Origin of the sequence: Bacillus sp. PS217 (assembly GCF_037963535.1) — a bacterium.
Classification (GTDB): Bacteria; Bacillota; Bacilli; order Bacillales; family Bacillaceae; genus Bacillus; species Bacillus subtilis.
Genome location: NZ_CP150157.1, coordinates 1,420,126 through 1,435,356, shown reverse-complemented (window position 1 = coordinate 1,435,356; position 15,231 = coordinate 1,420,126). Strand labels below are relative to the sequence as shown.

General features: G+C 42.3%; 16 protein-coding genes and 1 riboswitch. Of the genes, 6 read left to right on the top strand and 10 right to left on the bottom strand.

Features of this window, described 5'->3' with window-relative positions; all coding sequences use genetic code 11:
• Positions 1-34 precede the first annotated feature (34 nt).
• A complete protein-coding gene (mtnE, locus tag NSQ83_RS07575; RefSeq protein ID WP_046664125.1) occupies positions 35-1,231 on the bottom strand; it encodes a methionine-glutamine aminotransferase in 1,197 nt (398 codons plus the stop codon).
• A 94-nt stretch (positions 1,232-1,325) separates the two neighbouring features.
• Here mtnE and NSQ83_RS07570 point away from each other — a divergent pair, with 94 nt between their 5' ends.
• From NSQ83_RS07570 to mtnA, 3 genes are all read left to right on the top strand, one after another.
• The gene (locus tag NSQ83_RS07570) at positions 1,326-2,105 is read left to right on the top strand and encodes a carbon-nitrogen family hydrolase (protein WP_198878736.1); all 780 of its coding nucleotides are present in this window, start codon (positions 1,326-1,328) and stop codon (positions 2,103-2,105) included.
• An 82-nt stretch (positions 2,106-2,187) separates the two neighbouring features.
• Positions 2,188-2,344, top strand: a riboswitch (SAM riboswitch).
• 92 nt (positions 2,345-2,436) lie between these two features.
• Complete coding sequence (mtnK, locus tag NSQ83_RS07565; protein WP_198878735.1) at positions 2,437-3,630, top strand: S-methyl-5-thioribose kinase; 1,194 nt, start codon at positions 2,437-2,439, stop codon at positions 3,628-3,630.
• Positions 3,631-3,637: 7 nt separating this feature from the next.
• Positions 3,638-4,699, top strand: coding sequence for an S-methyl-5-thioribose-1-phosphate isomerase (gene mtnA / locus NSQ83_RS07560; RefSeq protein WP_029726988.1), 1,062 nt, complete (start codon positions 3,638-3,640; stop codon positions 4,697-4,699).
• A 33-nt stretch (positions 4,700-4,732) separates the two neighbouring features.
• Here mtnA and NSQ83_RS07555 read toward each other — a convergent pair whose 3' ends face one another.
• From NSQ83_RS07555 to kinE, 3 genes are all read right to left on the bottom strand, one after another.
• Positions 4,733-4,858, bottom strand: coding sequence for a hypothetical protein (locus NSQ83_RS07555; protein ID WP_003232500.1), 126 nt, complete (start codon positions 4,856-4,858; stop codon positions 4,733-4,735).
• Positions 4,859-4,947: 89 nt separating this feature from the next.
• Positions 4,948-5,445 carry a methylated-DNA--protein-cysteine methyltransferase gene (ogt, locus tag NSQ83_RS07550; protein ID WP_003232502.1) on the bottom strand — a complete coding sequence of 166 codons (498 nt, stop codon included), beginning with the start codon at positions 5,443-5,445 and terminating at the stop codon, positions 4,948-4,950.
• Positions 5,442-7,658 (bottom strand): sporulation two-component system sensor histidine kinase KinE, encoded by a 2,217-nt coding sequence (gene kinE / locus NSQ83_RS07545; RefSeq protein ID WP_198878734.1) that lies wholly within the window; start codon positions 7,656-7,658, stop codon positions 5,442-5,444. Before kinE ends, ogt begins: the two co-directional genes overlap by 4 nt.
• Positions 7,659-7,910: 252 nt before the next feature.
• Between kinE and NSQ83_RS07540 the strand changes: the two genes are divergently transcribed.
• Entirely contained in the window at positions 7,911-8,933 is a 1,023-nt protein-coding gene (locus NSQ83_RS07540) for an acyltransferase family protein (protein WP_038428869.1), read from the top strand.
• 41 nt (positions 8,934-8,974) lie between these two features.
• Here the strand turns inward: NSQ83_RS07540 and NSQ83_RS07535 are convergent, their stop codons facing one another.
• The 4 genes from NSQ83_RS07535 to htpX form a co-directional block, all read right to left on the bottom strand.
• Positions 8,975-9,151, bottom strand: coding sequence for a hypothetical protein (locus NSQ83_RS07535; protein ID WP_003245411.1), 177 nt, complete (start codon positions 9,149-9,151; stop codon positions 8,975-8,977).
• Positions 9,152-9,153: 2 nt separating this feature from the next.
• Positions 9,154-9,309 carry a hypothetical protein gene (locus NSQ83_RS07530; protein WP_003232510.1) on the bottom strand — a complete coding sequence of 52 codons (156 nt, stop codon included), beginning with the start codon at positions 9,307-9,309 and terminating at the stop codon, positions 9,154-9,156.
• A gap of 144 nt (positions 9,310-9,453) precedes the next feature.
• On the bottom strand, positions 9,454-10,803 hold the full coding sequence (gene ktrD, locus NSQ83_RS07525; protein WP_032725587.1) for a Ktr system potassium transporter KtrD: 1,350 nt from the start codon (positions 10,801-10,803) through the stop codon (positions 9,454-9,456).
• A 173-nt stretch (positions 10,804-10,976) separates the two neighbouring features.
• On the bottom strand, positions 10,977-11,873 hold the full coding sequence (gene htpX / locus NSQ83_RS07520; RefSeq protein ID WP_003232513.1) for a protease HtpX: 897 nt from the start codon (positions 11,871-11,873) through the stop codon (positions 10,977-10,979).
• Positions 11,874-12,043: 170 nt separating this feature from the next.
• Between htpX and htpK the strand changes: the two genes are divergently transcribed.
• Positions 12,044-12,745, top strand: coding sequence for a transcriptional regulator HtpK (gene htpK / locus NSQ83_RS07515; RefSeq protein ID WP_003245220.1), 702 nt, complete (start codon positions 12,044-12,046; stop codon positions 12,743-12,745).
• A 130-nt stretch (positions 12,746-12,875) separates the two neighbouring features.
• Complete coding sequence (gene sspD / locus NSQ83_RS07510) at positions 12,876-13,070, top strand: acid-soluble spore protein SspD (RefSeq protein WP_003218568.1); 195 nt, start codon at positions 12,876-12,878, stop codon at positions 13,068-13,070.
• A gap of 10 nt (positions 13,071-13,080) precedes the next feature.
• Here the strand turns inward: sspD and rsgI are convergent, their stop codons facing one another.
• A complete protein-coding gene (rsgI, locus tag NSQ83_RS07505; RefSeq protein WP_080529249.1) occupies positions 13,081-14,226 on the bottom strand; it encodes an anti-sigma-I factor RsgI in 1,146 nt (381 codons plus the stop codon).
• Entirely contained in the window at positions 14,223-14,978 is a 756-nt protein-coding gene (gene sigI, locus NSQ83_RS07500) for an RNA polymerase sigma factor SigI (RefSeq protein WP_003245855.1), read from the bottom strand. Before sigI ends, rsgI begins: the two co-directional genes overlap by 4 nt.
• Positions 14,979-15,231: the final 253 nt, after the last annotated feature.

Genomic DNA, 15,231 nt, shown 5'->3' with positions numbered 1-15,231 from the left:
TAGATTTTATAAATTATTTTGAATTATCCCATCCTTATAAGGTCTTGTCAATGCTTTTTTGGGTAAACAGGTTCAGTTTGCCAATTCGATAAGCGGCTTCCTTAAGTCTTTCTTCACTTGTTAAAAGTCCGACTCTGACGTAGCCCTCGCCATATTTACCGAAGCCGTTTCCAGCCGCAACCGCCACATTCGCTTTTTCCAGCAAAAGATCTGAGAACTGCTCAGAAGTATAGCCTTCAGGCACAGGCAGCCATGCAAAAAAAGAACCTGCGGGAGCTGTTACATCCCAGCCGATTTCCCGGCATGCCGTGATCCAAGCGTTTCTCCTGCTCTCATACCTGGCATTTTGCTCTGCCACACACGTCTGATCGGCTAACAGTGCCTCTGCTGCAGCCTCCTGAGTCGCTCTGAAAAGACTGACAAACATATGGTCTTGATAAAGATTGATCGCTTCAATGACCGAAGCGTTTCCGACGGCAAAGCCAACCCGCCATCCTGCCATATTATACGTTTTTGACAGCGTGTAAATTTCAATTCCGATATCCTTCGCACCTTCAGTCTGCAAAAAGCTTAAAGGCTTGCAGCCGTCAAATCCTACAGCGCCGTAAGCAAAATCGTGAACGACGCAGATTCCGTTTTCAGTCGCAAAACGCACGGTATCTTCAAAGAACTCGGAAGTAGCAACAGCTCCGGTCGGATTATTCGGATAATTCAAATACATCAATTTCGCCTGTTCCCTTACTTCAGCGGTTATGCTGCTGTAATCAGGGAGAAACGCCCTGTCCTTTACGAGCGGCATCATTTCCATCTTTGCTTTTGCAAGTGTGACACCCGACCAGTAATCAGGATAACCCGGATCGGGAACTAAAATCGTATCACCGGGATTCAACAAGCATTGCGGGAGCTCGACTAGACCGGCTTTTCCGCCGAATAATACAGCGACTTCGGTTTCCGGATCCAGATCAATGCCGTATTCTCTTTTGTAAAATGCAGCAGCCGCTGACTTCAGACGGTATGAGCCGCGAAAAGAAGAATATTTATGATTCTCAGGATCAGCAACAGCTCGTTTCATCTCCTCGACAATATGTTCAGGAGTCGGCTGATCTGGATTTCCCTGTCCTAGATTGATAACGTCATGTCCTTCTGCGAGCTTTCGGTTCACTTTCTGCACCAGAGAAGCGAAGAATTGTTTAGGCAATTCCTTCAATACATGAGACTGTTCAAATTTCATCTATTCTCACCTTCTAAAAAAATCTTGAAATGATAGTCCATCATCATATATGGTTAAATGAAAAAAGTAAAGAAAAATTTGGGGTGTTAAAAAGATGAAATGGACGATATCTTGTCTTCAATTTGATATTTCATACGGCAAACCTTCGGAAAATATAAAAAAGGCTGAATTTTTCATCGAAAAAGAAAGCAAACATGCTGATGTTCTTGTTCTGCCTGAATTATGGACGACCGGATATGATCTGGCCAATCTTGATGAACTCGCTGACGAAGACGGCCGCTCCGCTCAGAGCTGGCTGAAGAAAACGGCAAAAAAACATGGTGTTCATATTGTCGCCGGGTCGGTCGCTGTCAGGAAGAATTCTGATGTTTATAATACAATGTACATCGCGGATAAGGAAGGGCAAATCATTAAAGAGTACAGAAAAGCCCATCTTTTTCAGCTGATGGATGAGCATCTGTATTTATCAGCCGGTTCCGAAGACGGATACTTTGAGCTTGACGGCGTCAAAAGCTCAGGATTGATCTGTTACGATATCCGTTTTCCGGAATGGATCAGAAAACATACGACAAAAGGCGCCAACGTGCTGTTTATTTCTGCGGAATGGCCTCTTCCCCGCCTTGATCATTGGAAAAGCCTGCTTATTGCGCGGGCCATTGAAAACCAATGCTTTGTCGCAGCCTGCAATTGTACCGGTTCAAATCCGGATAATGAATTTGCAGGACATAGCCTGATTATTGATCCATGGGGGCGCATACTTGCTGAAGGCGGCCGAGAAGAAGGCATAGTCCGAGCGGAAATCGACCTTCAAGAAAGCACAGAAGTTCGGGAGAGCATTCCTGTTTTCGATGATATCAGAAAAGATTTATATTAAAAAAATATTGACAACTAACTAAATTACCTGTTACCATGTTCATCAACTGATAAATTAGAATTGTCAAACAAGTGAATATATTCTCTTATCGAGAGTTGGGCGAGGGATTTGGCCTTTTGACCCCAACAGCAACCGACCGTAATTCCATTGTGAAATGGGGCGCATCTTTTTCGCGCCGAGACGCTGGTCTCTTAAGGCACGGTGCTAATTCCATTCAGATCTGATCTGAGAGATAAGAGAGGCGGACATAGATGTTAAGCCTCCTTCTCTCTGAGAAGGAGGCTTTTTTACGGCTACATATTAAGTGATTACATAATTGGAGGTTATGATGATGGGAGTCACAAAAACACCTTTATACGAAACGTTAAATGAAAGCTCCGCTGTGGCGTTGGCGGTGAAGCTTGGCCTATTTCCAAGCAAAAGCACGCTGACATGCCAGGAGATCGGAGACGGCAACTTAAATTACGTTTTTCATATTTATGATCAAGAACATGACAGAGCATTGATCATTAAACAGGCGGTTCCGTATGCAAAAGTGGTGGGAGAAAGCTGGCCGCTGACAATCGACCGTGCAAGAATCGAAAGCAGCGCTCTCATCCGTCAGGGCGAGCATGTGCCTCACCTGGTTCCAAGAGTGTTTTATTCTGATACGGAAATGGCGGTTACCGTCATGGAGGATCTCTCTCACCTCAAGATCGCAAGAAAAGGACTCATTGAGGGTGAAAACTATCCTCATCTGTCGCAGCACATCGGTGAATTTTTAGGAAAAACACTTTTCTACTCATCAGATTACGCGCTTGAACCTAAGGTGAAAAAACAGCTTGTTAAACAGTTTACAAATCCAGAGCTATGCGACATTACGGAAAGACTTGTTTTTACAGATCCTTTCTTCGACCATGACACAAATGATTTTGAAGAAGAGCTTCGTCCTTTTGTCGAAAAGCTTTGGAATAATGACAGCGTTAAAATCGAAGCCGCTAAGCTGAAAAAGTCATTTTTAACGTCTGCAGAAACGTTGATTCATGGTGATTTGCATACAGGAAGCATTTTCGCAAGTGAGCACGAAACAAAGGTGATTGATCCTGAGTTTGCTTTTTACGGACCGATCGGCTTTGATGTAGGGCAATTTATCGCCAACTTATTTTTGAACGCACTCAGCCGTGACGGGGCTGAGAGAGAGCCGTTATATGAACATGTCAAAAAGGTCTGGGAAACGTTTGAAGAGACGTTTAGTGAATCCTGGCAGAAGGACAGTCTGGATGTTTACGCCAACATCGACGGTTACCTCACTGATACGCTCAGCCATATTTTTGAAGAAGCAATCGGATTTGCGGGCTGTGAGCTGATACGACGCACGATCGGCCTTGCCCATGTAGCTGACCTGGATATGATCGTGCCGTTTGATAAACGAATCGGCAGAAAACGCTTGGCGCTCGAAACCGGCACAGCCTTTATCGAAAAACGTTCGGAATTCAAAACGATAACAGATGTTATTGAATTATTTAAGTTACTTGTAAAGGAATGATCCATTCATGACCCATTCATTTGCTGTTCCACGTTCTGTTGAATGGAAAGAAACAGCTATTACCATTTTAAATCAGCAAAAGCTTCCTGATGAGACGGAATATTTGGAGCTGACGACGAAAGAGGATGTATTTGATGCGATTGTCACGCTCAAAGTAAGGGGCGCTCCGGCGATCGGCATTACGGCTGCCTTCGGCCTAGCGCTTGCTGCCAAAAACATTGAAACAGATAATGTCACGGAATTCCGCCGCAGACTGGAAGACATCAAACAATATTTAAACAGCTCACGGCCTACCGCCATTAATTTGTCATGGGCGCTTGAGAGACTGAGTCATTCGGTCGAAAACGCGATTTCCGTAAATGAAGCAAAAACAAACCTTGTCCATGAAGCAATTCAGATTCAGGTCGAGGATGAGGAAACGTGCCGGTTGATCGGCCAAAACGCCCTGCAGCTTTTCAAAAAAGGCGACAGGATCATGACGATCTGCAATGCCGGCTCAATCGCGACAAGCCGCTATGGAACGGCGCTAGCTCCGTTTTACTTGGCCAAACAAAAAGATTTGGGATTGCACATTTATGCCTGTGAAACAAGGCCTGTCCTGCAAGGTTCACGCCTTACTGCTTGGGAGCTGATGCAGGGGGGCATTGATGTCACTCTGATCACAGACAGCATGGCCGCCCATACGATGAAGGAAAAACAAATTTCCGCTGTTATCGTCGGAGCCGACCGAATTGCAAAGAACGGTGATACGGCAAATAAAATCGGCACATACGGTCTTGCTATTTTAGCAAACGCCTTTGACATTCCGTTTTTTGTCGCCGCACCTTTATCTACATTTGATACAAAGGTCAAATGCGGCGCTGATATCCCGATAGAGGAACGGGATCCCGAGGAAGTCAGGCAGATTTCCGGAGTTCGGACCGCTCCATCCAATGTGCCTGTCTTTAATCCCGCTTTCGACATTACACCTCATGATCTCATTTCAGGAATCATCACAGAAAAAGGGATTATGACCGGAAACTATGAAGAAGAGATTGAACAGCTGTTTAAAGGAGAAAAGGTGCATTAAAAAACCGCTGGACTTTGCTCATTTGGAGCCGAGTCAGCGGTTTTTTTGTTTCTTTTTGTTAACATTGATGATTTCATCTTTTTGAGCGCTTGATAAGATATGCAGTTTCACAAACAGTTCGGCAAAAACGGCAAGTTTCTCAGAGCGGCTCGGCTTCAATTGCTTTGTCCTCCTTTTTCATCAGACCAACTTTTTTAACTTAATAAAATGATATGTCGGCCGTGAAAAAAGGGAACGTGCCATATGTTTTATTTTTCTTTATAGGAGATTCGCTCGATGTTTAGCAAAAATGCTTTGATCTCCGTTTTGCTTCCGGCGTATCCTGTTAACGCACTGTTTTTGCCGATCACTCTGTGGCACGGGACAAAAATCGGCAGGTCGTTACGTTTATTAGCCTGCCCGACAGCGCGCACCGCTTTCGGACTGCCGACCGCAGCGGCAATATCCGCATAGCTTCGGGATTCGCCATATGGAATCCTCTCCAGCGCCTGCCACACTTTTTGCTGAAAAGGAGTGCCCTTTTGGCTGAGCGGCAGGGAGAATGTCTTCCTTTCGCCTGCGAAATATTCTTGAAGCTGTTGTTTCGCTTCTGCAAGATTAGGTGTTTCCTTGTGCTCAGTATTCTGAACCGTTTCTTTCCAATCCACCCAATCTTCCTGACTGAGAAATAGACGAGTGATCCGGTCCTCCTCTTCGGCAATGATAAGTTCACCGAGCGGCGTCTCGGCTGTCGTATAGTAGTTCATTCATCATTCCTTCTTTCTTCAGCATTCTGTCTGACAGGAAGCGTAATATGAAAAACGGTGCCCTTCCCTTCTTCACTTTCTACCATAATCTCGCCTTGATGTTCTTCAATAATTTTATAGCTTACCATAAGCCCAAGTCCAGTTCCCCGTTCCTTTGTCGTATAAAATGGTTCACCAAGGCGCTTTAATTTATCTTCTGTCATTCCGATTCCCTCGTCTTTTAAGGAGATAAGAACATGATCTTGATCCAATGCCCTTATCGTTACAAAAATATTTCCGCCGTCAGGCATCACTTCGATGGCGTTTTTTAATATATTGATAAAAACCTGTTTCAGCTGATTCGGTTCACAGTAAATCGGGGGAATGTCGTCAATTAAATCAAGTTGCATTTGTACATTGCTAAGATTGGCTTGCGCATTTAGAAGGTCTATCGTGTCCCTCATAATTTGGGTAACATGTTTTTCCTCATACATAATGGCCTGGGGCTTGGCTAAAATCAAGAATTCGGTGATGATGGATTCGATGCGCTTTAGTTCTGAGGTGATCACGTTGAAGTAAAGGGCGTAGTCTCCCTCGACACTCCCTTTCAGAAGCTGAATGAAGCCTTTAAGAGCAGTCATCGGATTTCTGATTTCATGAGCAATGCCGGCTGCGAGTTCGCCGACAACATGAAGGGTATCTGATTTGCGCAGGCGTTCCTCCAATTCTTTTCGCTCTGTTACGTCTTTAAAGATAGCCAAGTTCATATTTTGAATAATATTCCGTTTAAATGAGAATTCGAGTTTTCTGTTATCACCGCTGCTCAGCAAAAATGGAATTTCGTTGTCCATTTCATCAAAATTAATCTGCCTTGCCGGTGATGCCAGATTTTCTATTTCATAAGCAGAAATAATATCTAACAGGCTGTGCTGTTTGATCTCTTCATGTGACAGGCCCAAAATATGGCTTGCTAACGGGTTGGCGTCAATGATCCTGTATTGATTATCGAACAATACATTGCCGTCCATTGAGCCGTTGAACACTTTTCTGAATTTCAGCTCGCTTTCCCGAAGCTCCTTTTCCATCCGCTTTCTGTCGCTTACATTTCTTAAGATCGTCAAATGCTGATTTTCAAGGATTGTCCGTTTTGAAGTAAATTCAATCTCTTTGAATTGCCCGTTCCCCATTTGAAACAGCAGCTCTTCTCTGATCTCTCCGTATTTTGCGTATTTCCTTTTCGTTATGCTGTATTTCTGCTGCGAGTCAACGAGAAAATCACACAGCTTTCTTTTCAACAGCAAATTCATCGGCAGCTCAAAAATTTTACAGGCTGATTGATTCGCTTTTACGATTCTTCCGTCATTCGACCAGATGATGATGGCGTCCATTGCATTTTCAAAGATTTCTCTGAAGCGCTCCTCACTTTTAAAGAGCTGCAGCTCCATAGACCGCTTCTCTGTGATATCCCTCATAATGGACATATAAAAACCGCTGATGATGTTTGATGTAATCGTGAATTCAAATAGTTTTTGAACTCCTGAACGAAGCTTGACAGGCAGCTCCCCCTTCGCTTTTCCCTTGCGGTTGAGCGCCTTCCAAATATTGTCGAAATCTTTTCGTGAGCCGCTGTCTATGAACTCATACAAAGATAAATGAGACAGCTCATTATGATTGATTTCAAAGCTTTTACAAAAGGACAAATTGGCATCAATAAAACCGCCATCTTTATCAAACAGGACGATTCCGTCAACTGCTCTGTCAAACAAGTCCTTAAAAAGCTGTTCATTCATAGAGAATTCCCGCTCCAGAATCTTCTTAGAAGATATGTCCCTCATGACAACAAAAAAGAAATCCTCGCCAATACCTCTTTTGGCCAGAAACTCTATGTATTTTGTTGCCCCGCAATCAAGCCTGATCGGAACCTCCTTCCACAGAAAGCCTTTTTTAAAAAACTTCTTTACGGAAAGATTCAGTTCATCCTTTGGAATTGAAAACAAAAAATCCAAAACAGAACGCTTTTTCAAATCTTCCGAGTCAACTTGAAGCATCCTTTCTGTTGCTTCATTTGCCTGAACAATCCGCATTTCGTTATCACAAATAAAAATAGCATCGAGCGTATTGTTGACAATCACTTGATGCTGATTCAATTCCTTTTTCAGTCGCGCGTTTTCTTCTTTGAGGCGATTCAGTTCCTCTCGCAGCTCCGAGTTTGTCTGGACACCAAGAGTTTCCATGCATGTACACTCCTTCTTCAAAACCTATCCCTCAATATTTCTACAAAATGCGGGAACTTCCTTCATTTGCCCTATAAATTTCAGAAAATTTCAGCGCCATTACATTACGAAGACATTTTCTACGATCCTTACCATCACTTTACATCGACCTAACAATCAGCATTTTTTTAGATTCCTTTTTCATCTTTTATTTTAAAATATGTACCAGCAGGGAATAATCTCTTAGTGACTGATGAAAGAGAAGGTGATGCTATGAGTAAGTCGCGGGACAGTTATTTCGATAACGCAAAATTTTTATTGATATTCCTTGTTGTATTCGGTCATATCCTTCGTTCCTTTATTAATGATAATCATTTTATGCTCTACCTCTACAAGTTCATTTACACATTCCATATGCCTGCATTTATTCTTGTATCCGGTTATTTCGCGAAAGGCTTTAAACGGGCGGGATATGTAAAAAAGCTGGCGGTCAAGCTGATTATTCCGTATTTGATTTTCCAAATCATTTATTCCGTCTTTTATTACATTATGCAAGATGAAAGCATAGCAAATGTGAACCCGATTGATCCGCAATGGTCGTTATGGTTTCTTGTAAGCTTATTCTTTTGGAACCTGCTCCTATATCCTTTTTCAAAGCTTTCAAAACAGTGGGCGCTGTTTGTCAGCTGCGGAATCGCCGTGCTGATCGGTTATCTGGACTTTGTCAGCAGCACGCTGAGCTTGTCACGGACATTCGTATTCTTACCGATGTTCCTTGTCGGTTTTTATTTAAATAAACATCATTTTGATTTATTGAGATCAAAACGCGGCAAACAAATTGCGCTCGGAGTGCTTGCCGCAGTATTCGTCATCTGCTGGGGCATCGATTTTGACTATTCTTTTCTGTTTGGTTCAAAACCGTATTCTTCATTTGGAGACGTTACCCTGGTAAGCGGACTATCCCGAATCGGCTGGTATGTACTCGCCTTTGCGGCAACCTTCAGCTTTTTAGCGCTTGTTCCGCAAAAACGGTATTTCTTTACCAGATGGGGAACCCGGACATTTTACGTGTATCTGCTTCACGGGTTTATTATTAAAACATTACGGCAGGTCGGGCTTGAGGATTGGCTTACTGACTATCAAAGCTTAGTGATCCTCTTGCTTTTAACAGCAGCCCTGACATCAGTCCTCTCCAGCAACTTTGTTAAGACAGTCGCTCAGCCCTTCATTGAGCTGAGGATGACCAGCTTATTGCAATTTGTCAGAGGAACGGGCAAAAATGCTTATTTAAAATAGAAAAAGCACCTCTTAAGCGGACGCCGCCTAAGAGGTCTTTTTTATTGTTGTTTTTTGTTTTTTTCTTTTTTCTTTTCAGGCTTGGTGACTTCCAGCGTTTCGATGATCTTTCCGGCATTGTAATCCCCAAGTTCACTTGAGAATTCTTCCTCCAGCACCTTTTTATTCATAGGCTTTTTATGATTTTGCATGTCTCTGCTATGACGGTTTTTCTTCACAATTACATGCCTCCCTGCTGGCCCTGTTTGGAATTGCGGTTTGCCCCTCTAAAATTGGGGTCGTCATGATATTGTGTCTTATATGAATTGGGGTCCATACTCTCGGTAGGTGTATTGTTATTTTTAATGGCTTCATTCACTTCAGCTTTACGCTTCATACGAATCCTCCTCGCCAATTTTCAGACATTTTAAGATCCAGGAGCGTAAATTGCACCTGTCGAAGTTAGGTTCTCCAACTGAACAGGAGGCACACATCTTTTTTTTGGCAATCAAAAAACACCGCAAAGTATGCGGTGTTTTGCCTATCCGATAATCACTCTTTCTTTCGGATAGTGATAATTCGCTTCAATTTCCTTTCTTCCGATCAGATACAGGAAGGTCAGGATGCCGATTCGCCCGATAAACATGACAATCATAATGACGCATTTTCCAACACTGCTCAAATCTGCCGTAATTCCAAGCGACAGGCCGGTTGTACCGAATGCCGAGCACACTTCAAACAAAAGCTCCAGCAGGGAATGCTTTTCTGTAATGGTCAGAATGAGTGTCGCGCCAAAAACGAGCAGGATCGCCATCATCGTGACAACAAGCGACTTCATCAAGTCAGCAGGGTGAAGCTCCCGTTTGAATACCTTTACGGCCTTATTGCCGCGGGCAAAATGAAACAGCGCAAGAAGGTTCAAAGCAAAAGTCGTTGTCCGTATGCCTCCCCCGACTGAGCTTGGCGACGCTCCAATAAACATTAGCGCACAAATAAAAAAGAGTGTGGAATCTGATAATTGGCTGATATCGATTGTTGCCAGCCCCCCGCTTCGGGTTGCCGTTGATTGAAACAGGGACAAAAACAAAACATCATGCCATGATTTTCCTGCGAACGCATGGTTTGCTTCCAGGGCAAAGATGCCAATGGCTCCAAACAAGACAAGTGAGCCGAACGTAATCGTCGTGATCTTTGTAAAAAGCGTAAATGGATAACGCCGATGCTTTGAAAACAGGAAATCCTTTACTTCAACAAGCACGGGAAATCCAATCGCTCCAAATATAATTAAAAGCATTGTAATAAACTGCACAAAGTAATCGTGGCGAAATGGAATCATCGAATTACCGGTAATATCAAATCCGCCGTTTGTCGTTGCACTGATACTGGCAAAAAATCCGTGTAAATAGGCTTCCTGATAGGAGTCATAGTAGGTTAAGAAATATGTGCCGAGTATCAGCCCGCCAAAAAATTCAATCCACAAGATCAGAAACAGTACCTGCTTCATCAGATTGACAATTCCTGAAAACTGGGATTGGTTTTGATCAACCATAATCAGCTTCCGTTCTTTCAGCCCGATTCGTTTTCCCATGATCAGCCAAATGAACGTTCCGAGCGTCATAATTCCGATTCCGCCAAATTGCAGAACAAATGCTAATATAAAAATCCCTATTGTGCTGAATGTATCAGCTGTATCAACAACTGTCAGTCCCGTTACACTGACTGAACTGACAGCTGTAAAAAGCGCATCAATAAACGTCCAATCCGCCCCCGGTTTATGGGCCGCTGGCAAACTCAGCAATATAACGGCCACAGTAACTGCAAGAAAATAATATAATGCGATCAGCTGGGCCGGTGACAAGGCCTGTATCAATTTTCCAAACTTTAATCTCATGTAAAATCCTTCTGCCTCTCTTTTTAAGTACGGTAATTATTCTAAAGATATTAGGTCCATTTTTAAAGGCTTTTACGAAACATTTTCTTAACTTGCTTATTTTTTTATGATTTTAGTCAATGGATAAAATAAAAAACCTCTGAGAATTCTCTCAGAGGAACAATGTGTTTGTATTATTTAGCTTCCAGCCGTCTGATTCGCTCATCTAAATCAGGGTGAGTAGAGAAAAGCGAAGAGCGCTTCTTGCCATTAATCTTTAACGTTTGGACAGCTGTCTGATCGTCTTCCATAATCCGGGAAGAATAGCTTTTAAGCGTCCGCAGCGCATGAATCATCTTGTCCTTGCCGGCAAGATCCGCTCCTCCCCTGTCAGCATGGAATTCACGATGGCGTGAATACGCAAACACAACCAGGCTGCCAAGTATCGAAAAGACAATCTGAAAAATAATCATTGCAATAAAATGAACGATCGGCGCTAGATCTTCTTTGACAAAACGGCTTGCTATCCAAGCGGCGATACGCGATAAAAAGACGACAAAGGTATTAACGATACCTTGTAAAAGCGTCATTGTTACCATATCACCATTTGTGATATGCGCGACCTCGTGGGCAAGCACACCTTCAACCGCTGCGTCATCCATCTGCTCCAGCAGCCCTGACGATACTGCGACAAGTGAACGGCGTTTTGACGGTCCAGTCGCAAACGCGTTTACTTCAGGTGAACGGTAAATCCCGACTTCCGGCATTTTCGTTAAACCGGCAGAGCGGCTTAATCTGTGAACACGATCAACCAATTGCTGTTCCTCATAGCTGAGCGAGTGTTTTTTCGGATTCAGCACTCTGACACCCATCATCGTCTTTGCCATCCATCTGGACATCGCAAGAGACGTAAAGGAACCGACAAATCCAACGACTAAACTGAACACAAGAAGCGCCATTGGATCGATACCGCCATCAGCTGTAAAGTACGTCCCGACTCCTGTAACAGAGCTTAAAACAGACAAAACGATCCCGATTGTTGTAAGCACCAAAATATTCGTTAGAATAAACAGAAAAATTCTTTTCGCCATAACAACCTCCGTTATTTTAAGTTCAAAAGAACCTGTATATTTAAATTATAAAACATCCATTTGAAAATGCAAGGAATTCGACGTATGATGTTAATGTAATTTGCTGACGCTTGAATTTTAAACTTATACATAGACCTATATCCGCGTCAAATTGTTTAAAGAGGTGAACAATGAACATTTTTAAACTCTCTCGAACCGATATGGTGCGGCTGCTCTATTCCCTAAAAGGACAAGGAGAACATAGCCCGCTCGACATTCTCGTCCAATCAGCGAACATGTCAGCAGAAAAAGCAGCCAATCATCTAGAAATTCCTGAATTTCTTACAAGATACGAACGAAAAAAACAGAAAAAAGAATACGGTCTGTCTACAAATGAAATCGTAGAGCTTGGCAACTTATGCGAGCTGACTTCGTTAAAGTCAACCGCGATTCAAAACTGGGTAAAGCGTGATATCAAAGATCTGATCGGACACCCTGAGCTGGGCAAAAAATACTCAATTGAACAGGCAGTTATTCTTTTAATTGTACGTGATTTAAAATCCATTTATGACTTTGAACACATACGGGCTATTTTAAAAGTGGCCTTTAACACAATCTCAGACAGATCTGATGATGTCATCAGCCCGATTGCTTATTATGAAAGCTGCGCATATGTGCTTGATGCCATCCATCACCAAGATACTCCTTCTATGAAAGAATCAAATCTGCAGGAGATCGCCGAACAGGAGACAGAGCGTCTCCGTCACCGTTTTGAAGAACTGAATGACAGCCAATGGCTTAAAATCAGACAGATTATCGCCATTACAGTCCTCTCCATTTTGACATTCCATATTCAGGCAACCGCACATAAAATGACAGCAGACATTCTATAGTCTGCGCCACCCCGGCTCAGAGGCCGGGGTTTTATTTTTCTCCACAACAATTGCCAGCATAAATAAACCCCGTATATTTCAAACTAAATACGCGTTAAGAATTTCTTTATCGAAAAAGGAGATGAAAAAGATGGCGAGCAGAAATAAACTCGTTGTTCCAGGGGTGGAGCAGGCACTAGACCAATTTAAACTCGAAGTGGCTCAAGAATTCGGTGTGAACCTTGGTTCTGATACAGTCGCACGCGCTAACGGCTCTGTAGGCGGAGAAATGACAAAGCGGCTGGTACAGCAAGCACAATCACAATTAAATGGCACAACTAAATAAATTCAGGTCTTTATTCGCCGGGGGCACTCGGCGAATCTTCATTTTTAGCTGAATGATTATCACTGCTGTAGCCGTTTGGATTACGTCGGTCTGAAGCGTTATCCCTTCTGGACGAAGAACGGTTCTTGCCTTGTTCACCATTGTTCCAGTCCCTGTGATATTGGCTTTGGCCCTTGTCAGCGCCGTTATTTTCATTTCCTTTATCTTGAGGATCTTGTATTGGGGTTTGCTCATGGTCCCCATCTTTTTCGGTATTTGTATTTTCATCTGATTCCTTTATTTTTTTATCTTTGTCACTATCATCAATCTGGTCATCCGCTTTCTCTTCTTTCTGGTCTCCGGAATCCGCATCATTCAGCTGTTCATTATCTCCTTGCTTGCTGTCCTGGGTGTCAGTTTGATCGGTGTTTTCATCCTCATTTTCATCACTCTTTTGATCCTCTTCCCCGGATGGTTTGCTGGAGTCATCTTTTAAATCTTTATTGTCATTCTTTTCATTTGATTTGATGTAGCTGCCTGTTGAGACGCCTTCTTTCTTCGCTTTTTCCCTCGTTTGCATATCTGACTCGAGAGATTCCATGCGGTATGTCGTTTTATATTTTTCAGTCACATCATTCAGCTGTTTTTTCACAGCCTTTTTATATGTATTGTCTTCTGTGTTTTCATAAACAGTGGAAATCAATATTTCTTTCGATTTCTTTACATACCCGTGTTCACTGCAGTCGGTTATAATATCGTCAATCACCTTTTTAAAATCAGTCTTCTCCCAATCATCTATATCATTCACGACTTTCTGTCCCTCATCGTTTAGAGGCGTCAGTTCAATCACTTCATAATCGCTGTTTAACGCCATTTCGACGCTTGGATTGATATCGATTGTCATATACGCATAGGCCTTATTATTAGAAAAAACGGGGAGAACTATAAAAATAAAGAGCATAATAGCAGTCATCGTAAAAATCCCCATTTTGAAAGGGCGCAGTTTAAAAAAATCAAAAAAGCTGGCCCTTCTGCCCATGCGTGTTTCATGCGGAAGCATGATTTCTTCTCCGATTTCATAGCTGTGTCGATCATTTTTGGCTTTTAAAAATTGTCCGTCAGGGGTCAGCAACGTGACGAATTTTTTATTTTTCTCTACTATAATCCCTCTTCTCATGAGTGCAGCACCCCTTTAAGATAATCTTTTAAATAAATATAATCACCCGTAATGATAATACACATCGCAATAATATATTTTCTGTTTCTCTCAATCGTTTTTCGGCTTACAGAGACAAGCTGTTCCAGCTGTTTGACCGGAAGCTGCTTCTTTGTATACAGGATAGCGGCCAATTCTTCATGTTCAACAAGCGTCATTGCCACCTTTATGGCGTTTTGCCTTGCATCCGTGTGCTTTGGAGAATTTTCAAGCAGTTCTTTAAACGATAAACCATAATCCTTGAGCTGCTTTTGAAAATAGAGGATTTCCTCCCGCCTCTGCTCCTGTTCAATCTGACGGCGGTATTCATCTATGGAAAGCTCGGCTTCAATCAGGCTTTGTGATGACTCCTGATCGTCTCCTTCCTGTAAATCGATATTTATATTTTGTGCGCTTCTGGCTTCTTTTCTAATGTAATCAATGACTTTTCTTTTTATAATAAGCTCAGCAAATGCGAGCAGAGAATTTCCTTTTTCAGGTGAATATTTTTCTATAGCTTCATTAAACGCGATCAGTCCAATACTGAACTCATCGTCTTTTTCATCTATATATCGTTTACAAACGGATGAAACCGTCTTTGCGATAAATGGCTTATATTGCTGTATTAATTCATTTTGCAGATCTTTATTGCCTTTTTGTATACTCTCAACAGCTTTTTCAAGTGTTTGCTTCTTTTTTCCCAATTTAAACAAAAGGCTAAGCACTGGTTTCACCTCAGTTCCTCCCTATAACTACTCATTAATGATAGCTAATTTGATAGGGATTCGCAAAGGAGAAAAAGAAATATTGATTTCCAATGTCTCAATTATGACAAACCATTCTGACGTCCTATACATGATTTCGTGCCTTTCTAAAGAATTAAGGGGGTTTAATGCGTGTTTTTTGTAACAAAGATGTTATAAAAATGTTATTTTATTTCGCTTATGAAAACGCTTCAAACACAAAAAGACTCTGCTTTTAAGCAGA